21 protein-coding genes are annotated in these 22,606 nt (G+C 38.5%); 10 read left to right on the top strand and 11 right to left on the bottom strand.

From position 1 onward, the window contains the following. Positions 1–21: 21 nt before the first annotated feature. The 4 genes from rpmE to AC07M3_RS14755 form a co-directional block, all read right to left on the bottom strand. Positions 22–246: a 50S ribosomal protein L31 gene (gene rpmE / locus AC07M3_RS14770; protein WP_003650476.1), complete on the bottom strand. Its 225-nt coding sequence runs from the start codon at positions 244–246 to the stop codon at positions 22–24. A 193-nt stretch (positions 247–439) separates the two neighbouring features. Further along, on the bottom strand, positions 440–1,411 hold the full coding sequence (locus tag AC07M3_RS14765; protein ID WP_494567633.1) for a bile acid:sodium symporter family protein: 972 nt from the start codon (positions 1,409–1,411) through the stop codon (positions 440–442). Between the two features lie 134 nt (positions 1,412–1,545). After that, positions 1,546–1,947 (bottom strand): lactoylglutathione lyase, encoded by a 402-nt coding sequence (gene gloA / locus AC07M3_RS14760; protein ID WP_003650472.1) that lies wholly within the window; start codon positions 1,945–1,947, stop codon positions 1,546–1,548. Between the two features lie 2 nt (positions 1,948–1,949). Then, positions 1,950–4,136 carry an AmpG family muropeptide MFS transporter gene (locus tag AC07M3_RS14755; protein WP_209734100.1) on the bottom strand — a complete coding sequence of 729 codons (2,187 nt, stop codon included), beginning with the start codon at positions 4,134–4,136 and terminating at the stop codon, positions 1,950–1,952. A 165-nt stretch (positions 4,137–4,301) separates the two neighbouring features. On the opposite strand from AC07M3_RS14755, the gene AC07M3_RS14750 reads away from it, so the two are divergent. Next, positions 4,302–6,920, top strand: a complete 2,619-nt coding sequence (locus AC07M3_RS14750) for a Lon protease family protein (RefSeq protein WP_198495360.1) — start codon at positions 4,302–4,304, stop codon at positions 6,918–6,920. Between the two features lie 52 nt (positions 6,921–6,972). Here the strand turns inward: AC07M3_RS14750 and AC07M3_RS14745 are convergent, their stop codons facing one another. The 3 genes from AC07M3_RS14745 to surE form a co-directional block, all read right to left on the bottom strand. Next, the gene (locus tag AC07M3_RS14745) at positions 6,973–7,902 is read right to left on the bottom strand and encodes a LysR family transcriptional regulator (protein ID WP_017387924.1); all 930 of its coding nucleotides are present in this window, start codon (positions 7,900–7,902) and stop codon (positions 6,973–6,975) included. A gap of 101 nt (positions 7,903–8,003) precedes the next feature. Then, entirely contained in the window at positions 8,004–8,831 is an 828-nt protein-coding gene (locus tag AC07M3_RS14740; RefSeq protein ID WP_003650467.1) for a peptidoglycan DD-metalloendopeptidase family protein, read from the bottom strand. A 111-nt stretch (positions 8,832–8,942) separates the two neighbouring features. Continuing rightward, a complete protein-coding gene (gene surE, locus AC07M3_RS14735; RefSeq protein ID WP_003650466.1) occupies positions 8,943–9,713 on the bottom strand; it encodes a 5'/3'-nucleotidase SurE in 771 nt (256 codons plus the stop codon). Between the two features lie 101 nt (positions 9,714–9,814). On the opposite strand from surE, the gene AC07M3_RS14730 reads away from it, so the two are divergent. From AC07M3_RS14730 to AC07M3_RS14690, 9 genes are all read left to right on the top strand, one after another. After that, a complete protein-coding gene (locus tag AC07M3_RS14730) occupies positions 9,815–10,186 on the top strand; it encodes an MCR_0457 family protein (protein WP_494567632.1) in 372 nt (123 codons plus the stop codon). A gap of 153 nt (positions 10,187–10,339) precedes the next feature. Beyond that, positions 10,340–10,762 carry an MCR_0457 family protein gene (locus AC07M3_RS14725; protein WP_494567631.1) on the top strand — a complete coding sequence of 141 codons (423 nt, stop codon included), beginning with the start codon at positions 10,340–10,342 and terminating at the stop codon, positions 10,760–10,762. 126 nt (positions 10,763–10,888) lie between these two features. After that, positions 10,889–12,037 (top strand): D-alanyl-D-alanine carboxypeptidase PBP5/6, encoded by a 1,149-nt coding sequence (gene dacC / locus AC07M3_RS14720; RefSeq protein WP_080027553.1) that lies wholly within the window; start codon positions 10,889–10,891, stop codon positions 12,035–12,037. Positions 12,038–12,127: 90 nt separating this feature from the next. Then, positions 12,128–12,679, top strand: coding sequence for a gamma carbonic anhydrase family protein (locus AC07M3_RS14715; protein ID WP_494567630.1), 552 nt, complete (start codon positions 12,128–12,130; stop codon positions 12,677–12,679). 145 nt (positions 12,680–12,824) lie between these two features. Beyond that, positions 12,825–13,313: an NUDIX hydrolase gene (locus AC07M3_RS14710; protein ID WP_092706440.1), complete on the top strand. Its 489-nt coding sequence runs from the start codon at positions 12,825–12,827 to the stop codon at positions 13,311–13,313. A 4-nt stretch (positions 13,314–13,317) separates the two neighbouring features. After that, positions 13,318–14,451, top strand: coding sequence for a tRNA 2-thiouridine(34) synthase MnmA (gene mnmA / locus AC07M3_RS14705; RefSeq protein WP_003650460.1), 1,134 nt, complete (start codon positions 13,318–13,320; stop codon positions 14,449–14,451). A 13-nt stretch (positions 14,452–14,464) separates the two neighbouring features. Further along, positions 14,465–15,196: a high frequency lysogenization protein HflD gene (gene hflD, locus AC07M3_RS14700; protein ID WP_004643577.1), complete on the top strand. Its 732-nt coding sequence runs from the start codon at positions 14,465–14,467 to the stop codon at positions 15,194–15,196. Positions 15,197–15,251: 55 nt separating this feature from the next. After that, the gene (gene purB / locus AC07M3_RS14695; RefSeq protein WP_005045970.1) at positions 15,252–16,640 is read left to right on the top strand and encodes an adenylosuccinate lyase; all 1,389 of its coding nucleotides are present in this window, start codon (positions 15,252–15,254) and stop codon (positions 16,638–16,640) included. Positions 16,641–16,721: 81 nt separating this feature from the next. Then, positions 16,722–17,360: a DUF2238 domain-containing protein gene (locus AC07M3_RS14690; protein ID WP_494567629.1), complete on the top strand. Its 639-nt coding sequence runs from the start codon at positions 16,722–16,724 to the stop codon at positions 17,358–17,360. 39 nt (positions 17,361–17,399) lie between these two features. On the opposite strand, the gene blp2 is transcribed toward AC07M3_RS14690, so the two are convergent. From blp2 to pstB, 4 genes are all read right to left on the bottom strand, one after another. Next, positions 17,400–19,586 carry an Ig-like repeat protein Blp2 gene (blp2, locus tag AC07M3_RS14685; protein WP_494567628.1) on the bottom strand — a complete coding sequence of 729 codons (2,187 nt, stop codon included), beginning with the start codon at positions 19,584–19,586 and terminating at the stop codon, positions 17,400–17,402. A 246-nt stretch (positions 19,587–19,832) separates the two neighbouring features. Continuing rightward, complete coding sequence (locus tag AC07M3_RS14680) at positions 19,833–20,450, bottom strand: cytochrome b/b6 domain-containing protein (RefSeq protein WP_307011507.1); 618 nt, start codon at positions 20,448–20,450, stop codon at positions 19,833–19,835. A 139-nt stretch (positions 20,451–20,589) separates the two neighbouring features. Continuing rightward, positions 20,590–21,552, bottom strand: coding sequence for a protease SohB (gene sohB / locus AC07M3_RS14675; RefSeq protein WP_307011505.1), 963 nt, complete (start codon positions 21,550–21,552; stop codon positions 20,590–20,592). A 147-nt stretch (positions 21,553–21,699) separates the two neighbouring features. After that, the gene (gene pstB / locus AC07M3_RS14670) at positions 21,700–22,602 is read right to left on the bottom strand and encodes a phosphate ABC transporter ATP-binding protein PstB (protein ID WP_003650451.1); all 903 of its coding nucleotides are present in this window, start codon (positions 22,600–22,602) and stop codon (positions 21,700–21,702) included. Positions 22,603–22,606 lie beyond the last annotated feature (4 nt).

The following is a 22,606-nucleotide window of genomic DNA, read 5'->3' as shown; positions in this document are numbered from 1 at the left end:
TTTTTGTTTCGTTTTGCAGTATTAACGCTTGATAGAGCGAGACATACCAGAAAAACGTTGTTTGAATTTGTCGATACGACCACCAGTGTCTACATTCTTTTGCTTACCAGTATAGAATGGGTGGCAAGCTGAACATACGTCAAGGTAGATAGTGTCTTTACCTAAAGCAGAACGAGTTTCGATTACGTTACCGCAAGAACAAGTTGCTACTAATGTTGCATATTTTGGGTGAATATCGGCGCGCATCGTCGATTACTCCTAATTTAGAAAGGCTTAAGCTGCCATCGCAATTGATCACTCTCAACTAAGTTGAGGACAGGCTCAAATGAGCAGATCAACACCACAACAGACCATTCTTTTGGCCCACCGAAACCTCTAGGGTTAGAGCTAAGCACAACAAGTGGACAAGATTATACGTCAAATAATTTTTATTTGCGAATTAATCTTTAGATTTAGCCCAGTAATTTGCAATTACCCCACAAACCATTAATTGGATTTGGTGAAAGATCATAATAGGTAACACAATCATGCCTAAGGGCTGGCCAATAAATAAGATTTGCGCCATCGGCACACCACTTGCCAGTGTCTTTTTTGAGCTACAAAAGAAAACCGTGACTTGATCTGCTCGATTAAATCCAAAAGCACGTGGTAGATAAAGTGCTAATAGCATAATGATGGTTAAAAGAACTGAACAAGCAACCGTTAGAACGAGTAAGGTTTTCCAACTCACCTGATGCCAAAGCCCTGCGACCACTGCCCCACTGAATGCACCATACACCACCATCAAAATTGAACCTTGATCGAAAGCTTTAACAATACTTGGAACTTTTGCCATATAGGGAAAAATATAAGGACGTAATATTTGTCCTAAAATAAATGGCACTAAAAGTAACAAGGTAATTTGTATAATTGAAGCAGTCGGATCGAACCCATGTTGGCTTTGGCCTAAAATAAAAAAGCTAACCAACACTGGTGTAATAAACATACCAATCAAATTTGAAAAAGATGCACTACAGACCGCTCCCGCCACATTCCCTTTTGCAACTGATGTAAATGCAATAGAAGATTGAACCGTAGAGGGTAAAAAGCACATAAACAAAAAACCCCAGTACAGCTGCTGACCTAGTAGAGGTAACAGAATCGGCTTAGCCAACAAACCAATCACTGGGAAAACAAAAAAAGTAAATGCGAATACAAGTAAATGCATTTTCCAATGCAAAATGCCTTCAATTACAGCCTCACGAGACAGCTTCGCACCATGCAAAAAAAATAATATTGCAATCGCGACCGTGGTGAGTGTATTGAAATATTGCGCTGCTTGACCACTGACTGGAAAAAATGTTGCTAGTAGTACCATTCCAACCAACAAAATTGTAAATCGATCAAGTGCCAATAACTTCAACATAGCCACATCCTATGATTATTTTAGATAAATAAAAAACCCAGTTGATAAATTGACCATTCGGTCGGATATTCATCATACTGGGCTCTAAAAATAAAGCTAGAGTTTTAAGACCTAAATCTTAAATCACCTAAGTCATTTATTTAGTTATTTCTGGCATCAGCATCTTGTTGAATCAACTCGATTTTATAACCATCAGGATCTTCAACAAATGCAATAACCGTTACGCCGCCTTTCATTGGGCCGGCTTCACGCACGACTTTACCACCACGTGCTTTAATTTCTTCACATGCTTTATAAGCATCATCAACGCCAATGGCAATATGGCCGTATGCATTGCCTAAATCATAACTTGAAGTATCCCAGTTATGAGTGAGTTCAAGCACAGTATTGGTTTCTTCATCACCATAACCAACAAATGCCAGAGTAAAGCGCCCTTCTTCATAATCACGCTTACGAAGTAACTTCATTCCTAATACTTCGGTATAGAACTTTAAAGATTGTTCTAAATTGCCTACTCGCAACATTGTATGAAGCATTCGCATGTTTATTCACCTGCCTTTTCTGATTCATGTGTTTGATGATCTTTTAGCAGTTTTCCAACCCAAACCACTAAAATCAAGATTGGAATACCAATAAGAGTGGTCATCAAAAAGAATTTTGGATATCCAATATTACTGACAATGGTACCTGAATATCCACCCAAAAGTTTTGGGGTAAGCGTCATGAGTGAACTAAAGATCGCATATTGAACAGCTGTGAACGACACACTCGTTAAACTTGAAAGGAAGGCGATAAATGCTGCACCAGCCAAGCCAGAAGCCAAGTTGTCGACAATAATGGCAAAATAAAGCCATAAAGAACTATACGGTTTAATCACCTTACCGCTGATTTCAACTGATTGACCTGAAAGCGGGTCAACGTAAGCTAAGGGTTCAATATTTACATCTAATTCACTTGCTGCTTTTAGATTTGAGCTAACAGCATATGGATGAGATGCAGAAAGTATTTTCCGTTCACCGTCTACTACAGCTACATTGAGTTCTTTACTTGCCGATGAAGCTAATTTTTTCGCATCAATTGCTGCACTAAAAATACCTTTTTCATCTGACATTTTTGCATCAAAATTTTGTCCATCAAGACTAATTATGATTTTTTGTGTGGGGGTTAAAGCTTGCCCGAAGTATTGCCCTCGAATCACAATACTCCTTTCTCCCTCTTTCAAATAGATTTGATCATTACCCATGATCGGTAAAATTTGTAGAGGTGATTTGGCTAATTCAGTAGTAAGTAATGGCTGAGTACGAGTCACAGGTGCTACACCATTTTGTGTGGCATAAGCAGCTTTCACCTCAATTTGTTTCACCCCATTAAAGCTAGAACTTGGTACCGCAAGCTTCCATAAACCTACTTCATCGGGCTGAACTTTATAGCTTTGCTCACCAACTTTTACATCAACTACATCTAATGGCTGTCCAGATTTTACCAGTCCAATAAAAATTAAATTGGTAGAACTTGCCAAAACTGCACCGACAAACATAAGCTTCATAATGTTTATACGCTGTGCTAAAAGGCCACCTAAGAAGCCACCTATTAAACTAAATATCACCCCATAAATTTTGACTGCTTCAGCAATTTGTTCTTTGCTAAAGTTAAGGTCTTGATAAAAAACATTAGAAATAACACCCGCAATAATGTCTGAAATACGGAAGAAACCAATGAGGAGTAATAAGACTAATGCAAGTTTGACACCATAACGTTTAAAGAAATCTAAGATTGGTGCAATCCATGTCTCTTTAGCCATTTGCTGGTTAACTACACCAAATTTAACCAGTAAATAACCCACAAAAATGGCACAAGCTGTCGCCGTTAAAAATCTTAAAGCTTCTAAACCAAATAATGCTGCGTTGTCTTTTATACTTCCAGCTTGCGAGATTGCATCTGTTATCTGTCCAGAATAAATATAGGTGACTACAAATGAAATAACGGCAACAAAAAACACGAACACCAAACGGTAATAATCACTACTCTTATAGTTTTTATAAACACGATTTACCTGAGGTTCACGAACGAGCAAAGTCGTTACAATGCCGACTAACATAACCGCTGCCATGGTTAAGTAAGTCATTTTCCAAGCTTCGTAAATGTAATTACCTTTAGCAGTTCCCAAATATGCAGCTAGAAATAATGCCCCCGCTCCAGCCACAATCATTCCGATTCGATAACCAGCATTATAGGTAGATGCCAACACTGTTTGCATTTCTGTTTCTGCTAATTCAATACGGTAAGCATCAATCACAATATCTTGTGTTGCTGCTGAAAAACCAAGCAACACCGCACCTACTGCCATTTGAACCAGATAACTCTGACCTAAAGCTGGATCAGAAAAAGCCATAATACAAATAGCAAGGACAATCAAACACTGTGCGATTAACAACCACGCACGTCTTCGGCCTAACATTTTAGTTAAAACAGGTACAGGTAACTCATCAATGAGAGGAGCCCAAACAAACTTAAAAGAGTAACCTAGAGCCGCCCAACTAAAAAAAGTGACTGCACTTTTATCAATACCTGCCTCTCCAAGCCACAAAGAGAGACTAGAGAAAATTAATAAAATTGGAATTCCGGCAGAAAAACCAAGGAACAGCATAATTAATGCACGGCGATCTAAAAATGCTTTAAAAGCCGAGACCCAACCCGAAGCTTGTGTGGTCATTCGTTTTTTATTTTCCATAAATTATAAATGTGCCTATTCAAACCCTTCTTACAATTGCTTTCAAGATTCTTTATGCAAACATTTTGGATTTGGCGATAAAAACCGCAAGTTTGCTTGATATTTTATGCTAAACCTGTATACCTTTAGCCTTCAACCTTCGTTTTCTTTTGCTGGATATCAACAGTGACACAAAAACTTGATCAAGTGACTATTTCAACTTTATCACTCGCTAAAACAACCACCACAAACGTCACAGTAAATGCATTTCCTTCAGCTTTTGAGCAACCTGATATAAAAATGACCTTAGACAAGACCGTTTTAAAACCTGAACAACTTACACATATCCCAGATTTTGAAAAAATTCCAGCTTCAACCAAACGCATCAAACCGCTTAATAACTTTTTGGGTCAAGATCGTGCCAAAGCATCTGTAGAGGCGGGAATTTCTTTACCCTACTCAGGCTATAATATTTTTGCCGTAGGAACTGCTGGTTTAGGCAAACGTACCATGATCAAACGTTTGTTACAGCAGCACGCCAAAACAATGCCAACGCCTGATGACTGGGTGTATGTCTATAATTTCAAACAAGCACGTCAACCTATTGCCCTACGTTTCCCAGCAGGTCAAGGGACTAAGTTTCAACAAGCACATGAACAAACTTGGCAAATAATTTTAAAACAACTTGAACGCCGTTTTAGTGCAGAGACTTATCATAACCGTATTGAGCGGATCCGTCAGGAAACAGGTGATGTACAACAGCAAGCACTTGTTGAACTGACCAAAGAAGGCGAAGAACTCGACTTAAAACTCATTTCTCGTAATGAGAAACATGGTTTTGTACCTGTACAAGTTAAAGATGATCAAGTTCAAGAACTTACCCAAAACGATATTGATGCTTTAAATAGTAAACAACGCGCTGAAATTGCGGCCAATATTCGCTATATGGATAAAAAACTGGATCGCCTTGGTTTACATTTAGGTGATTTAGAAGATGATGCACGTGACAAAGTGTCTGTGTTAAATCGAGATATTGCAACGCAAGTCGTTATGCCAAGAATGGACCTTATTTTAAATAAATATGGTCAGGTTAAAGGTCTCGAAGATTACTTAAAACAATATGCCCAAGATATTATTGATAATGTTGAATTGATTTTAGAACAAGATGAAGATGATTATGCTCCATCAATGTTCAACCGTGTTCCTGCACGTTATCAAGCCAATGTAATTGTGGCTAACAAACCAAATAGCGGCGCTCCTGTTATTTTTGAAGACTTTCCAACACACTATAATTTACTTGGTCACGTTGAACAGCTCACCCATAACGGCACAATTATCACAGATTTCACCTTAATTCGTCCGGGTTCATTGCATCAAGCCAATGGCGGCTTTTTAATGCTTGAAGCTGAGCAGTTACTAGAACAACCTTATGCATGGCAAGGTTTAAAACGCGCGCTTAAATCTGGGCAGCTTAAATTGTCTTCACTTGAACACATGCTGACTTTAACTGGCAGCATTTCGATTGAACCTGCTGCAATTCCGCTCGATATTAAAGTGATCTTAATGGCTGAGCCTGAAATTTATTATGAAATTTTAGAGATTGAACCAGAACTTGGCAGTGTCTTTAAAATTCGTGCAGATTTTACCGATACTCTGCAACGTAATGAAACGAATGAACAGGCTTATATGCAGTTGATTGCTGACTATGTACAAGCCGATAAATTATTACCATTTGATCGTAGCGCTTTAGCAGCTTTATTAACTGATTCGAGCCGCCAAGCAGAAGATCAAAGCTCATTATCATTACATGCATCGACTTTAGGTGACCTCATTCGAGAAGCGCACCACCATGCGTTTAAAGCCGAAGACAAGATCGTCACTGAACAGCATATCAATTTAGCTCTACAACATCGACAATACCGTTTGGGCTATTTAAGAGAGCTTTACTGGCAAGATCTTTCACGTGGTACGCAATTAATCGAAACGTCGGGATACCGTTTAGGCCAGATCAATGCCCTTTCCGTTATTCATTATGCAGATGTTGAGTTTGGTTTGCCTTCACGTTTGACAGCGTCTGTTTATCAAGGTGGCGGTGATATTCTTGATATTGAACGTAGTGTAGAACTTGGTGGTTCACTTCATGCCAAAGGCGTGTTGCTGATGTCTAGCTTCTTGAAAGCTCACTTTGGTCGTGAACAAATTTTACATTTCTCCGCTGCGCTTGCATTTGAACAGAGCTATGGTCAAGTCGATGGCGATAGTGCCACTGTTGCTGAGCTTTCAGCATTGATTTCTGCTATTAGCCAAATACCAATTGATCAATCATGGGCGATTACCGGTTCCATGAATCAATTAGGACAAGTCCAGCCAATTGGTGGCGTCAATGCAAAAATTGAAGGCTTTTATGATGCATGTAAATTACAAGGTTTCACAGGTAAGCAAGGTGTCATTATTCCTCGTCAAAACATGCAGCATCTAATGATACGTCAGGATGTTATTGATGCTGTTCGCAGCGGTCAATTCCATATTCATGCGATTGACACGATTGATCAGGCACTTGAAATTTTAATGGCTCGTCCGGTCGGTGCACTCGATAAAAAGGGTAAATACAGCAAAAATTCAATTTATGCAGCAGTGATGGAACAACTTGAATATTGGCAAGCCATTGAAGATGGTGCTGAAATTGAAGAAGAGCCAAAAAAGAAAAAGAAAAATAAGAAAAAAATTAAGAAGCATGAAGAACTTACGGCTAACGATCTGCCACAAGAAAATGCAGAAGAAGTTGCCACATTAAAACAGAAGTAATAAAAAAAGGGCCTGTAAAATACAGGCCCTTTTTACTTTTAGACTTACAAAATTAACGGACGATTTGAATCGCTCGCCCTCCTGCTAACTGGCTAAAATATTGTTTAAGTGCTTCAACACAACGTTGAATTTTCATTGGTTGTTGATCATGCTTGGCAACCTCTGCATACAATGTAAAAGTTGGTAATTTCCAATCTGGCATGAGTTCAATCAAAGAGCCATTTTTTAATTCTTTTTGAGCGTCCAAATATAAAATTCGTGCAATACCATGTCCTTGCTGACATAACGCTTTTGCAACTTGTAAATTATTGCTCTGCAAACGGCTTTGCATTTCAATATTAAGTGTTTCACCTGTTTTTACATGTTGAAAATTGAAATGGCGCGAGTCATTCATGACATTAATCGACAACAATTCATGATCTCTTAAATCATTAGGATGCACAATTGGACTAGATTGGTTCAGATAACTGGGAGAAGCTACCAAAATTTGATCTACAAAAGCCATCGGAATGATAGAGCTACTCTCTTCTACCGGAGTAGAACTCATGCGTACTGCGATATCAATTCGCTCTTCAATTAAATCGATATAGCGATGCCCAACTTCGAAATGCACAGATAAACCGCGATGAGCTGACATCCAGTGAGATAATGCAGGAATGAGGTGTTGAACTGCTAAATCAGGAGTTGTTGCAATACGCAAATCCCCGATTAAATCATCCCTCAATTCATTAATTCTGATTTTTCCCCTTTCAGCAGCCGCCAACATCTCTTGACAGCTTGAAAAAAAAGCCTGTCCGGCTTCTGTTAAACTAAGTTTACGAGTGGAGCGATGTAATAAAATTACATCCATTTCATTCTCAAGGGAGCGAATCTGTTGGCTCACCGCACTTGTTGTAATTCCCAATTCACGTGCCGCACCACTGAATGAACTTTTTTCGACCACACAAGCAAAAACACCCATCGCACGAAGCTGATCTAACATAGGTTTCCTCAAATCTAATTTTAAATTTATAAAAAATGCTTATTGTTGTAATGAAAGCAACCAATTACATTATACGAGGAAACCTAAGTTTTTTGCATTAGCTATTTTGGTAAAAGATTTATAGGATTAATCGGTTTTCCATCCAAACGAATCTGGAACTCGAGCATGACCTGAGATGCTCCAGTAGATCCCATTTCGGCAATTTTTTGTCCAGCGGTTATATTATCACCGCTTTTCACCAACATCTTGCTATTGTGGGCATACGCACTGATGTAACCGTCAATATGCTTAACTAAAACTAGATTTCCGTATTCTTTTAAGCCATCTGCTGCATAGACAACTTGACCATCGGCTGCAGCATAAATAGGGTCACCCTGATTTCCACCATAACGGATTCCCTTGACATTATTTGCCAAATTAAACCCTTGAATTACTGGGCCATTAGTCGGTTTTATCCAACGTAAGCTCGAATTTGGTGCAACTGAAGCTACTGTCGTATTTGTTGATGGTACACTAGTTGCTGGCTGAGTTACTGGTGTAACAGGCTGTGTTGTTGGTAAAGCAATGGTTTGACGTTTGATTTGCTCAGGTTGCGCCATGACTTGCGTAGAAACTGTTCTTGGTGAAGAACCTTTCTTCAAACGCAAAGACTGATTAACATAAATGCGATATGGTGCGGGAATATCATTCATTTCGGCAATACTGACATAGTCCAGACCATAACGCATTGCGATACCACTTAAAGTATCACCTGAACGAACTGTGTAATAGTTAGGAGCCATTGCATAGCGAGAACTATTATTAATTTGTGGTTTAGAAGCACATCCAGCCATAGCCACAGTAAAACCTACAGCTACAGACAACAGCATAATTTTCATTATTTTGTCTTTTTGGATATTCACTCTGCTTTGTTGCCCAATTAAATGCATTGATCTCCCTCACTAAATGCTACAAATCATTTCGGCTAAGAGTACCAAAAAAGTAAGAGGAAACACGTTCCTCTTTTTCTTTATTCACAAAGTTATAACATTCGAGGCAAATTATTGGCTCAAACTTAGCTGTAGGTCTTCTAAAACAGCATAATTTGTTGCGTCCATCTGAATTGGGGTAACACTTACATATCCATTGGCCACTGCAAAAAAGTCAGACTGAATTTGGCTTAGATCACGCTGCGGATCTGTAACAGCCTCACCTGCTAGTCCAATCCAGTAAACTTGACGCCCTCGTGGGTCGACATGACTGGTAATTGGCTTAGATTGGGCGCGGCGTCCCTGATAAGTAATTTGTGCTCCTTTTAACTGTGGCACGTCTGGAATATTAATATTCAAGATATGTCTTGGAGGCAAAGATGGCAGTCCACTTGCAATAAAATCATGAACCCACTGAGCAGCCTGAGCATAATCTTCTTTATTGTTATAAGCGCGTACATCAGAGCCAGCTAAAGACACAGCAATTGCTGGTTGCTTCATTAAACGGCCTTCAAATGCTGCGCCTACTGTTCCAGAATATAAAACATCATCACCTAAGTTTGCTCCGCTATTGATTCCACTCACGACCAAGTCAAATTCAAAATCGAACAAACCATTCATTGATAAATAAACACAATCTGCTGGCGTACCATTCACTGCCCATACATCTTCGACAATTTGAATTGGGCGCAATGGTCGATCCAATGTCAATGCACTTGAAAAACCACTTCTTTCACTTTCTGGTGCAACTACAACCACGCGTCCAAGTGGTCTTAATGCCTCAGCTAAAGCCTGTATACCTGGCGCAAAAACACCGTCATCATTCGCTATCAAAATATTCACTAAAATCTTTCTCGACAAATAAACCTAAAGGTTTTCACAATTGAATTATCTGTTGAATTATATATATTTATGCCTCCATAGCATTATAAAATTGTGAAAAAATGAAAACTTTTGCTCCTTTTTTTCAAGTATTGGGGATCAGTATCACATTGTGTACGCAAGCGGTTTTTGCAGATGAGGACATCTCAACACAAGAGGCTGATAGCTTAATTAAAGATGACATTGCCGCAACACAAGTTTTGCAGGAAATCTGCCCAGCTTTTGTGGGAACAAATAAAAAACTTGAGTCAAATACTCAAAAAATTATTGCGATGTATCTAAACGGTTATTCAAATAAATCAATGTCCTTAGCAAATCTGCAAAATGACACAGAATTTAAAACTTTATTAAATGAAGCACGTCTTGCGGCAAAACAAATGGACCATCATGAACAACATGAGCTCTGTGAAGAGATGGTTAATTATAAGGAATAGGTCTTAATCTTTTTAGAATAGAGATTTATTAATTTTTGGTTTTCTGTTTGGCATTAAGCAGAAAACCAACATAACAATACATTTTTTCCATTTTCTTAACCTACAAATTGGTTAAGCTATCGACATATTTAAATTTTTTATTTTGGGTTATCGATGTTTATGAAGAAAAGCTTAGTTCAATCGCTCTCTTTGGTTTTACTTATGAGCATGGCAACAATTGGTTTTGCTGCTGATAAGAAGAAAACAACTGAAAAGAAAACCGAAAATGAAAATGTTGTTGAAGTGACTCCACAACAAGGTATAACTCCTGAAGAATTAGCTGCGATTCAAGTACTTTCTGAAATTTGCCCAGACCTTATTGGCAAAAAAGATGCTGATTTTGCTCAAGGTTACGAACGTTTAGTTAAAGACTATCTACCAAATGAAACTGATGCTGTCTCTGCGTTAGAAAAACGTAGCAAAGACAAAGGCTTCAAAAAATACTTAAAAGAAGCGCGTAAAGATGCGAAAGCAGCAGGCGATGAGCAAAACACATTAGTTTGCCAAGACGTGAAAGCATATCAATCGCAAAACTAAATTAGCAAAAAACTCTTGAGTTACAATACTGTTTGAAAAAGCCGATTTCCCCCATAGAAGTCGGCTTTGCTTTATCCTAAAATGCTAGGCTCTTCTGCTTCATACAAGATATTGGAATTACATAGAATGACTCGAAAAAGCGCTATTGCTGCACTACTCCTCTTGCCAAGCTTTTCTTATGCAGCAACTGTCTTATCAGCTCCGCCAGAATTAAATAATAAGTCTTATGTATTAATGGATTACGAGACAGGACAAATTCTTGCTTCTAAAAATGAAAACGAAAAGCTTGCACCTGCGTCTATGACTAAAATGATGACTAGTTACATCATTGAACAAAAATTATTAAAAGGTGATCTGACTGAAAATGAGCAGGTTCGTATGAACGAGTCTGCATGGTGTAAAGGAAGTAGCTCTGAATCATGTATGTATGTCCCTTTAAATGGTACAGCAACTGTTCTAGAAATGCTTCGCGGTATTATTATTCAGTCAGGTAATGATGCATCAAAAGCAATGGCTGAACATATTGCCGGAAATGAAGGCACTTTTGCTCACATGATGAATCAGGAAGCAAAACGTATCGGCATGGTAAATACCCAGTTTGTTAACTCGACTGGTATGCCAGCTGAAGGCCACTATTCAACTGCAAAAGATATGGCAGTTTTAGCACAACATATTATTAAAGACAGCTCAAAATATTACCCAATCTACTCTGAAAAAGAATTTACTTTTAATGGTATTAAACAAGGCAACCGTAATGCCTTGCTTTACACAGACCCAAGTGTAGATGGCTTAAAAACAGGCCATACAGATGAAGCTGGTTACTGCTTAACAACTTCAAGTAAACGCGGTCCAATGCGTTTAGTTTCGGTGATTTTTGGTACTCCAAGCATGTCTGAACGTGCAGACCAAACTCGTACATTATTGGCTTGGGGCTTTGCAAACTTTGAAACAGCAAATGTTCAGCCAGCCAATCAGGTTCTTGCAAAAGCGAAAGTCTGGTTTGGTAAAGAAGATGAAGTTCAAGTGGGTTTAGCTGAAAACTTTAGTGTGACTATGCCTAAAGGTAAAGCTGACGGCATTAAAACTCAGTTAGTGGTTCAACCTAACTTAAATGCACCACTTCAAAAGGGTCAAGTCGTAGGTAAACTCGTTGCAAGCTTAGATGGCAAAGTAATTGCTGAAAAGCCATTAGTTGCATTAAAGCCAGTTGAAGAAGCAGGATTCTTTGCACGCTTAATCGACCATGTTAAACAATTCTTCAGCAACTTATTCTAATTTTTGAATAGTTGAATTAAGCACTCATGCTATTTAGTCTGAGTGCTTTTTTATTTTATAATTCGACTAAATTTTATGTTGATACCTCTCATGGCAAAGAACATCCGTCCTTATCTTGAACACCGCCCTCAAGTTGATACAACATGCTATATCGATGAAATGGCTGTTGTAGTCGGTGAAGTGAGCTTAGCTGAAAATGTTTCTGTCTGGCCTTTTGCTGTGATTCGCGGCGACGTAAATAGTATTCAAATTGGTAAAAATAGTAACGTACAAGACCATTGTATGTTGCACGTTAGCCACAAAAATGATGCAAAACCTAATGGCTCACCTCTTGTTATTGGTGAAGATGTAACGGTTGGACATCATGTCACCTTGCATGGCTGTACCATCGGTAACCGTGTTTTAATCGGGATCAATACCGTTGTTCTAGATGACGTGATTATTGAGGATGATGTGATGATTGGTGCGGGAAGTTTGGTTCCACCACGTAAAGTCTTAAAAAGTGGTTATCTATATGTAGGAAGTCCAGTCCAACAAGTACGCCCTCTTACCGAAAAAGAATTAGAGTTTTTACCTTATTCGGCAAGACATTATGTGAAAGTACAAAATAATCATAAAGCAGCCCAAGCAGATCGAGATTAATTAGCTTTATTAACAGCTAGTAATAAAATTCTGATTTTTTAAACGATATGGTTTTGTAGATATTGCTCATATCGTTTAGCAGATCACCGTAGCCAAAAACCCCTAAATTTCGTATTATACGTCTTTTAAATAATGGTGCTTTTTTATGGCCGCATGGACTCCTCATGTCACTGTTGCTACAGTCGTAGAAAAAGACGGACGCTATCTATTTGTTGAAGAGCATAGCGAAGGTTTTGTACACACCGTATTTAACCAACCTGCTGGTCATGTGGAATGTGGTGAGTCATTAACAGAAGCAGCCATTCGTGAAACACTTGAAGAAACGGGTCATCATGTTGAAATTGATGCCTTGCTCGGTATTTATACTTATACCCCGCCCATGTTTCCGGATCGTACCTATTACCGCTTCTGTTTTCTAGCACATGTGACTCAGGTTGAAAGCAATCCTCAACTCGATACAGATATTGTAGCTGCTGTGTGGATGACACCAGATGAGCTCAAAGAATCTGCTCGTGCTCGTAGTCCGCTCGTGCTAAAAGCAGTTGAAGATGCTATGAAAGGCCACCGTTATCCTTTATCGCTTATTTATGAGCACCCTTTCTCTCCCTCATTAACTTCTCATTTGGATGCCTAGTCCTATGCAACAACGTGTCATCGTCGGTATGTCTGGTGGTGTAGACTCTTCTGTTTCTGCAGCACTTTTACTTCAACAGGGTTATCAAGTTGAAGGCCTTTTCATGAAGAACTGGGAGGAAGACGACGGCACGGAATACTGTACGGCAATGGAAGATTTAGCCGATGCTCAAGCAGTAGCCGATAAAATAGGCATTAAGCTACACACAGCAAACTTTGCTATGGAATATTGGGATCGTGTATTTGAACTTTTCTTAGCTGAATATGCAGCTGGACGCACGCCAAACCCAGATATTTTATGTAATAAAGAAATTAAGTTCCGTGCATTTTTAGATCATGCCATAACTTTAGGTGCAGACTTTATCGCGACTGGTCATTATGCACGTCGCGGCGAAACTGCATATAACTCTAAAGGCGAAGCATACGCACCGTTATTACGTGGCGTAGACAATAACAAAGACCAAACTTATTTCTTACATGCTGTTCATGGTAAAGAAATTAACAAAACCCTATTTCCGGTCGGCGAGATCGAAAAGCCAGAAGTCCGCAGAATTGCTGAAGAACTTGATCTCGCGACAGCCAAGAAAAAAGACTCTACTGGGATCTGTTTTATTGGCGAACGCCGATTTAATGACTTTCTTAAACAATATTTGCCCGCTCAACCTGGAAAAATTGTACTTGATACAGGTAAAGAAGTTGGTGAACATCATGGTCTGATGTACTATACGCTCGGTCAACGTGGCGGAATTGGTCTAGGTGGTTTGAAAGGTGCAGCTGAAGGTGCATGGTTCGTACTACACAAAGATATTGCCAATAACCGCCTAGTTATTGGTCAGGGACATGAACACCCACTCATGCAAAGCACACAGCTTTGGAGTGAGTCAATCGACTGGGTGGCGGGCGAACAGAATATTCCAGCTGAAGGTTTACGCTGTACAGCTAAAACACGCTATCGCCAACCTGATCAGGCATGTACAGTTTTTAATGATGAAAATAGTGAACACGGTGTACGAGTTGAGTTTGATGAACCTCAGCGCGCTGTTACACCGGGTCAAAGCGTTGTATTTTATTCAGATGAAGTTTGCTTAGGCGGGGGTGTTATTCACCATACAAATGCCCCTACACCAAATTTTATTTAAGGGAATGAATGGCATGGTGGAGTTACCATTTCAACAATCACAAGCCTTGAATGTTCGCCAAAACCGTGCCCTTGCCTTGGCTGGGGTATTTCAGGCCACCCAGCTCACGCATATGACAGCCCTAACGGGACAGCAGAGTATTGGTGAAAGTGGTAACTTCTATTTTGAGCTGTTAATCAAAGCGAGTTTAAATATTCGCCCTACAGTCAACAATGGTGTCCAAACATTAGATTTTTTTAATCAGTTGGCAGATATTTCTTTAGGGCTTAAAACACTCGAAAATTGTATTACCCAACCCTTTACAAATATGCCTAAATCTCGCCTTCCAAAAATGGGCACTGCCAAGCTTCCCATGTCATACGCTATGTCCCTTTTACAATTAGAAAAAAAGGTCTATAGCAACCCAGAATACGTCGCAATCATTGAAAAAGCTCAGCAAAAGATTTTAAAACAGCTTTCTTTTTTTGATAATAACTATTTACACCCAAGCATTTTAGCCAATTTGGCTCAAACTTATGTTGATACTGCCGGGCAGATTAACCCTCGCATTTTAGTTCGTGGTAATGCAGAAGCATTTAAAGATACCAACCATACTAACCGCATTCGTGCTTGTCTGTTTACTGGCTTGCAAATGGCCCATTTATGGCGACAACTCGGTGGTAGTTCGTGGAACATGATTTTTAGCAAGCGTAAATTGCTACAAGATATTCAAGCACTTGCTCGTTTACAGTACCAAGTCATCTAAGACTGTAAAGAGATTATTTTTGGTTTTATGTTTATTCCAACATTAAGGAATCGTTATGAACGCTTTAACCGCACTATCACCATTAGATGGACGTTATGCCAGCAAATGTGATGCGCTACGCCCTTTTCTTTCTGAGTTTGGTTTAATTCATGCTCGTGTCACTGTAGAAGTGCGTTGGTTACAAGCGCTTTCTAACCGTCCAGAAATTGTTGAAGTTGCTCCTTTTTCAAATGAAACAAATGCAGCTTTAGATGCCATTGTTAGCAACTTTTCTGAAGAAGATGCAAACCGCATTAAAGAAATTGAACGCACAACGAATCATGATGTAAAAGCTGTTGAATATTTCTTAAAAGAGAAAATTGCAGGTATTACTGAATTACAAAATGCGGGTGAGTTCATTCACTTTGCTTGTACATCAGAAGACATTAACAACTTGTCTCATGCCCTTATGCTTAAAAACGGCCGCGAAGTTTTAGTATCAAGCATGAAACAAATTTTAAATGCGATCTCTGCTTTAGCAACGACTCATGCTGAACAACCAATGTTGTCTCGTACACACGGTCAAACTGCAAGCCCAACAACTTTGGGTAAAGAAATGGCGAACGTGGCATACCGTTTAGCTCGCCAAATCAAGCAATTTGAAAATGTTGAGCTACTAGGCAAAATCAACGGCGCTGTAGGTAACTACAATGCTCACCTTTCTGCTTATCCAGATGTTGACTGGGCTGCGCATGCTCAAGCTTTTGTTGAATCTTTAGGTTTAGCATTCAACCCGTACACGACACAAATCGAGCCACATGACTACATGGCAGAATTGTTTGATGCGTTACGCCGCTTCAACACGATTTTAATCGACTTTAACCGTGACGTATGGGGTTACATCTCTTTAGGTTACTTCAAACAAAGATTAAAAGATGGTGAAGTTGGTTCTTCAACTATGCCACACAAAGTTAACCCAATTGACTTTGAAAACTCTGAAGGTAACCTAGGTATTGCGAATGCGGTATTAGCGCACTTAGGCGAAAAATTACCAATTTCTCGCTGGCAGCGTGACTTAACTGACTCGACTGTACTTCGTAATATGGGTGTTGGTTTTGCGCAAAGTTTAATTGCTTTTGATGCGTGTTTAAAAGGTGTTGGTAAACTTGAGCTCAATGCAACTCGTTTACTTGAAGATCTTGACCAAGCTCAAGAAGTTTTAGCAGAGCCAATTCAAACTGTTATGCGTCGTTATAACGTTGAAAAACCATATGAAAAATTAAAAGCATTAACTCGTGGTCAAGCAATGACTCGCGACATGATGGTTAATTTCGTAAATGGTGAGGAACTTCTTCAAGTGCCAAGCGAAGAGCGTGCACGTTTAGCAGAGCTTACTCCTGCAACTTACACAGGTAATGCTGCTGAACAAGCAAAACAGATCAATGACTTAATTAGCAAAATCTAATTGAAAAGTTAAAAAAAGCGAAGCTTCGGCTTCGCTTTTTTATTACACTGATATAAAGCACAATAAAGTCCTATTTATAAAATGATCGAAAAAAAATTCAAACTTAAACACTATGTTGCTCTAGTCCTCATATTTATTGCCATCTTACTATCAAGCATTCACCCCCTTGAATTTGAAGCTTATTTACTTCATCAGGTGGGGACTGTTTTTATGTTAGTTCTACTATTTATTATTTTTAAAAAGATTGGTCTCGATTTTTTAAGTTTTACTCTCTACTTACTATTTTTACTGATTCACATTATCGGTGCACATTACCTATATTCATATGTTCCTTACAATGACTGGATTCAACAGGTGTTCCATTTTAATCTAGATCAATACATGGGGTGGTCCCGTAATATGTATGATCGTTTAGTACATCTTGCATATGGTGTTTTACTCTACCCTCTTATTTATCGAGTTTTTCAGGTTTGGTTGCCTACAGCACGACCTTTTACTCTGTTTTTACTTGTGATCCAGTTCGTGATGGCATCTAGCGTTTTTTATGAACTCATTGAATGGGCGATTGCAATTGGTTTATCTCCAGAAGAAGCTGAGAATTATAATGGTCAACAAGGCGACATGTGGGATGCCCATAAAGATATGCTGTTAGCAACTATTGGGGCAATAATTTATGGACTTGCGGCTCTTATAAAAGCGCCTAAAATAAATAATTCATAAATAAAAAAGCGCTCAATGAGCGCTTTTTTTAAAGGTTCTTCAGACTACTGGATAAGTTTGATCTAAAAGATTTTGTAAAACTGAAGAAGTTGTATTTGGTAGAAGATGATCTAGATTGGTCGTGACTTCACTAACTGCATTATTTACATCACTCTGTTCATTCACCACTGGCTTAGACTCTGTTGCAGATAAAAGTTTTGCGATCGGGTCTGAATCATTAGATGAAGAACTTTTTAACAACTCATCTAATTGCACAGATTTTTGCTGCTGACTATCTGTTTCATTCGTTGTATTTTGTACTAACTTTAATGTATTTAACCCAACACTATCAGCAACAGATGCGGTTTCTATATGAGCAGTATCAACTGCTGCATCACTTAAACTTGCAGTCTTTGGCGCGACTACATAAAAGGTAAAGGGTGAACTCACTTCACTCGTAAGCCCTGCTGCATCTGTCTGAGTCAAAGTAATCGTATGCTTTCCAAGGGCTAAATCTTTATCAAGACTAAACGTCCACGATCTACCACTACTTACGGTCACAATTCCAATAGCAACGCCATTATCATAAATAGTGAGCGTGGCATTTGCCTCACCTGATCCTGTAAGCTTTGGTCTTGCATCATCTGTTTCAGAACCAGCTGTAATCGCCCCTTTTAAATCTCCCACATCATCATCCACACTATTTAAGACAGGTTTGATAGGAGGCGTAGTATCTTTAGTGCCTATAATATCAAGAACATCAGATTTATTTCCGGCACTATCAATAGCTGATACAGATGCATGCTTATTATCAGTTAAGGCTGGCGAAATAGAAATCGTAAATTTCCCATCTGCACCAGCGGTTCCACTACCAATCACCTTGCCGCTTAAATCCTTAACTTCAATTTTTGCATTAGCTTCTGCTGTGCCTGTTACTGTTGTACCATCCGCATTAATTTGAGCAACGGGTTTATCAGGTGCAATAGAGTCATAATTTGGAGAAATTTCTAAAGGTTTAGAAGTATTTCCTGCTGCATCTTCAACAACAATAGTAGCCTTCTGTGCATCTTTTAATGCAGGAGAAAGTGTAATTTGAAACTCGCCTTGAGCATTTGCCGTACCAGTTCCGATCACTTTACCATCAGCATCTTTAATTTGAACCTTTGCATTAGCTTCAGTTTTACCTTCAACTGTTGTGCCTTCTTTATTCACTTCTACTAAAGGAGCATCTGGAGCAAAGGTATCCTTTCCTGCAATTATTTTACTTGGCTCAGATTTATTGCCAGCCGCATCTTCTGCAACCACCTTACCACCAGCCTCACTCGTCAATGGCGGAGTAAGTTTTAAAGAAAAGATCCCATCTTTATTCGCAGTTACAGTTCCTAATACTTTATCAGCGGCATCATATATAGTAATTTTTGCATTGGCTTCAGCTTTACCTGTTACTAATGACCCATCTGCACTAAGCTGAGCTTGAGGAGCATCTGGCGCAATTGTGTCTTTAGTACCAGTTACAAGACCTGGTTTAGAAATATTACCCGCAGCATCCTCAGCTAAAATATTTAATTTATTTCCATTTGCTAAAGGCTTATCGAGTTTAATTGTAAAATTACCACTTGCATCTGCAACACCCGTTGCGACCGTATTACCAGCAGCATCTTTAATATAAATTTTTGCATTTGCTTCTGCTTTACCAGTAACCGTAACGGTATCATCGGCAACAGTAGCAGTCGGTGCAGCAGGTGCCAAGATATCTACAGGTCCTGAAGAATCATCTTTGTCATCTTTATCAAAAGCCCACAAATATAAACCTTCAGCAGCTAAAACTGCTAAGCCAGCTTTTAACACATTGCCCATCGAAAACGTTGGGGAATCATCAACCGCCATTGTTGAAGCTGGTTGACTAGTGCTTGTATAGGCTAAATCTGTGACATGGTTTAAACCTGTATAGTCGATCACCTTACCTTGTGCATCGAATTGTGCTTCAACAAATTTTCCGTGTTCAGTTGGAAAAACAAGTGAATGGTCTGTTGTATTTGTTGCTTCATTAAAGAAATTTTCTAAGACAATGGTCTCTCCATTTTTTAAATGGATAACGAGACTCCCCCCCTGCTTTTCCATCGATGCTATATCTTTTTGACTTACACCAATTTGAATAATAGTAGGTTTGCTTAAAACTACCTTATTGAACTGACCATCTTGCAGAACGTCCAAACCCTCTTTGGATGCCACAATTATTCTTGTCATTATTTCCTACCCTGAGTTTCAGTTATATTTTTTAAATGTTTAACTTTTTAAATGATTCATCTAAAAGCTATTTTATTGCTGTTTAAAATATCAAAACCATGTGTTTATCACAATTCAAAAAGTATATTTATCAATAATTATTTTTGACTTTTAATTAAAATATCTATTTCTCATAAAATTCATATAAACCTTAAATACTGTCTGTTCTCGTATTTACTAGATTTCATATATATTAAAGCCGTTATCTTACATTCTTAAGTAAAAAAAGCTAAAAATGCCTATCAGAATCAAAATACACAAAGCGGCAAATTTAGTTATTTTCGCATCAGACAGGTTCATTTTTAGCATGCTCCAGCCCTGAAAGCGTTTTGCAAAAATGCTATTTAGAATAAGAGTTGAAACATGCAACAAGACCAAAGCTAAAAATAAGTTTGCAAAAAATTCGTGTAAGCCTTTTAAAGAATAGTAAAAATGCTCAGTCGCATACCCTAGCCCCACCACAATTGGAATCACGAGAAAAATAAGTACAATTGAAACTTGAAAAAGTGCAACACTGATTGAATGAATTGAATTTTTAGAAAAAATACTTTTAAGATTTGCATGACTCAAAGATTTTTTGATTGCATTCGTTGCCACATTACTTCGCTTTTTAATACCAAACGGTGTGGTACTTGAAATACGTGGACTCACAAAATGCCAGATCACTCGCGCGGTAATACTAATCAGAAGTATGTAACCAAACATCATGTGGACTTGGTGTAGATCTTCATTATCTCCCGTAAAATAAGCACCAATAAAGCCAAGCATAATAATTATATGTAAAATGCGTATTAGTATATCAATATGTGACCATGTTTTTGACATCACAAAAGCTCAAAAGTGAAAAGTTAACTATAACTTTTACAATTGAAACTTAAACAAATATTAATCAAATTTCTTTCATCACTCACATAAAAAAAGAGCACCCATGCAGGTACTCTCTATTTCAAAAAATTTAGCTTAATTAAAATCTAGTATCGCGTAGTTGAACTAAAGTTGAATTAGCTTTTGCCAAGCTATTTACCACTTTATTCATTACAGCTGGAATCAAACTATCTGCCATTTGTGCCGCTTGCAAACCCAACTTTTCACCTAAAGTCGCTTTTCTACGAGTGTTAATCACATAGACATCATGCTGTGCTAATAAAGCTAATAGATACTCATCAGATGTTTGTAATTTATCAACAAGGTTGAGATTAAGCGCATCTTCACCATACCAATGTTCACCTGTAGCGACTTTATCAACATTAAGCTGTGGTCGATACTTTTCAACAAAGTGCTTAAATAACACATGAGTTTGTTGAAGCTCTTCTTCAAACTTCGCTTTACCTTCAGGGGTGTTTTCACCAAACATAGTTACAGTACGCTTATACTGCCCTGCGGTGTAAAGCTCAAAATCAACATTATGTTGTTTTAAAAGACGATTAAAATTTGGAACTTGAGCAACTACGCCAATTGAACCGACAATAGCAAAAGGTGCAGTAATAATTTCATTTGCGATACATGCCATCATATAGCCGCCACTTGCTGCCACTTTGTCTACACAGATGGTCAGATGGAACCCTGCATCGCGTAAGCGCACCAATTGAGCTGCTGCTAGACCATAACCATGTACCATGCCTCCAGGGCTTTCAAGGCGAACCACAACGCGGTCACGCCCTGCTTTAGCAGTTGCTAAAATGAGAGTAATTTCTTCTCGTATGTTTTCAACTGCTGAAGCTTGAATATCACCTTTAAAATCCAACACAAAGATTTTCTGATTATTTTTACGGCGAATTTTAGCTTCTTTAGCAAGTTGTTGAGCCAATTGTAAAAGTTCTAAACGGCTTGCAGTTGTTTGTGCAATTTTTTTTCTCTGTTCATTTACACGTGCATTTAAATGACTAACACGTATTTCTGCAGGGAGTTTAGGCAAATGGAATAACATAAAATTCTAAGCTCATAAGTTATCTTTTATAGCCTTAAGATGTGGTCCTTTTGATTAAAATTCAATAGCGTTTTTGCAAAATAGATTCATTTTCATTTATAAAATAAAAAAAAGAGCACATGGCTCTTTTTTTATATGAATGACTAATTAACCGAAGCGTCCAGTAATATAGGCTTCCGTCAACTGATGGTCAGGTTGAGTAAAGACTTTTTCAGTTGAGTTGACTTCAATCAAATCACCTAAATGGAAATAGGCAGTACGATCTGAAACACGTGCTGCTTGTTGCATAGAGTGAGTCACAATTACAATTGTATATTGATTCGACAATTCAGAAATCAATTCTTCAATTTTTGCTGTGGCAATTGGGTCAAGCGCAGAACACGGCTCATCCATTAAAATGACTTCTGGACTTACTGCAATCGTACGTGCAATACATAAACGTTGCTGCTGACCACCTGACAAACCAGTACCTGGTTGATTCAAACGATCTTTCACTTCGTCCCATAAACCCGCTTTACGCAAACTATTTTCAACAATTTCTTCAAGATCATATTTATCACGTGCTAGACCATGAAGTTTAGGACCATAAGCCACGTTATCAAAAATAGTTTTAGGGAATGGATTTGGCTTCTGGAACACCATACCAACCTGAGCACGCAATAATACGACATCAAGGTTTGGGTCATAAATATTGTGGTTATCAAGTGTAATCTTACCTGTTACACGGCAACCATCAATGGTGTCATTCATACGGTTTATCGTACGAAGAAAGGTAGATTTACCACAACCTGACGGTCCAATAAAGGCAATAACTTCGTTTTGGTAAATATCGAGGTCAATACCCTTAATCGCTTCAAAATCACCATAATAAACATGTGCATCTTGTGCACTAATTTTGATTTCGGTTGAGTTCTGCTTTTTTGAAGTATGTGGTTCAAAATGCGAAACATACGAAGTGCCATGATTTTGCGATTTATCTGTAAATTGAGATTGTTCAGTGTTCACTAACTTATCCTTTTCTAAGGAATTCGTAATATCAATAGTATTCATGATT

The organism is Acinetobacter sp. GW821-FHT09D10 (genome assembly GCF_059416285.1).
Note: the sequence above shows the minus strand (reverse complement) of the source record. Positions and strands in the feature narration are given on the sequence as shown.

Excerpts from the sequence above, each read along its gene's own strand:
- purB (WP_005045970.1), top strand. The coding sequence starts at position 15,252 with ATGAACGCTTTAACCGCACTATCACCATTAGATGGACGTTATGCCAGC.
- rpmE (WP_003650476.1), bottom strand. The coding sequence starts at position 246 with ATGCGCGCCGATATTCACCCAAAATATGCAACATTAGTAGCAACTTGT.
- gloA (WP_003650472.1), bottom strand. The coding sequence starts at position 1,947 with ATGCGAATGCTTCATACAATGTTGCGAGTAGGCAATTTAGAACAATCT.
- AC07M3_RS14745 (WP_017387924.1), bottom strand. The coding sequence starts at position 7,902 with ATGTTAGATCAGCTTCGTGCGATGGGTGTTTTTGCTTGTGTGGTCGAA.
- AC07M3_RS14710 (WP_092706440.1), top strand. The coding sequence starts at position 12,825 with ATGGCCGCATGGACTCCTCATGTCACTGTTGCTACAGTCGTAGAAAAA.
- sohB (WP_307011505.1), bottom strand. The coding sequence starts at position 21,552 with ATGTTATTCCATTTGCCTAAACTCCCTGCAGAAATACGTGTTAGTCAT.
- AC07M3_RS14715 (WP_494567630.1), top strand. The coding sequence starts at position 12,128 with ATGGCAAAGAACATCCGTCCTTATCTTGAACACCGCCCTCAAGTTGAT.
- AC07M3_RS14690 (WP_494567629.1), top strand. The coding sequence starts at position 16,722 with ATGATCGAAAAAAAATTCAAACTTAAACACTATGTTGCTCTAGTCCTC.
- blp2 (WP_494567628.1), bottom strand. The coding sequence starts at position 19,586 with ATGACAAGAATAATTGTGGCATCCAAAGAGGGTTTGGACGTTCTGCAA.
- dacC (WP_080027553.1), top strand. The coding sequence starts at position 10,889 with ATGACTCGAAAAAGCGCTATTGCTGCACTACTCCTCTTGCCAAGCTTT.
- hflD (WP_004643577.1), top strand. The coding sequence starts at position 14,465 with ATGGTGGAGTTACCATTTCAACAATCACAAGCCTTGAATGTTCGCCAA.
- mnmA (WP_003650460.1), top strand. The coding sequence starts at position 13,318 with ATGCAACAACGTGTCATCGTCGGTATGTCTGGTGGTGTAGACTCTTCT.
- AC07M3_RS14725 (WP_494567631.1), top strand. The coding sequence starts at position 10,340 with ATGTTTATGAAGAAAAGCTTAGTTCAATCGCTCTCTTTGGTTTTACTT.
- AC07M3_RS14755 (WP_209734100.1), bottom strand. The coding sequence starts at position 4,136 with ATGGAAAATAAAAAACGAATGACCACACAAGCTTCGGGTTGGGTCTCG.
- AC07M3_RS14740 (WP_003650467.1), bottom strand. The coding sequence starts at position 8,831 with ATGCATTTAATTGGGCAACAAAGCAGAGTGAATATCCAAAAAGACAAA.
- pstB (WP_003650451.1), bottom strand. The coding sequence starts at position 22,602 with ATGAATACTATTGATATTACGAATTCCTTAGAAAAGGATAAGTTAGTG.
- AC07M3_RS14730 (WP_494567632.1), top strand. The coding sequence starts at position 9,815 with ATGAAAACTTTTGCTCCTTTTTTTCAAGTATTGGGGATCAGTATCACA.
- AC07M3_RS14680 (WP_307011507.1), bottom strand. The coding sequence starts at position 20,450 with ATGTCAAAAACATGGTCACATATTGATATACTAATACGCATTTTACAT.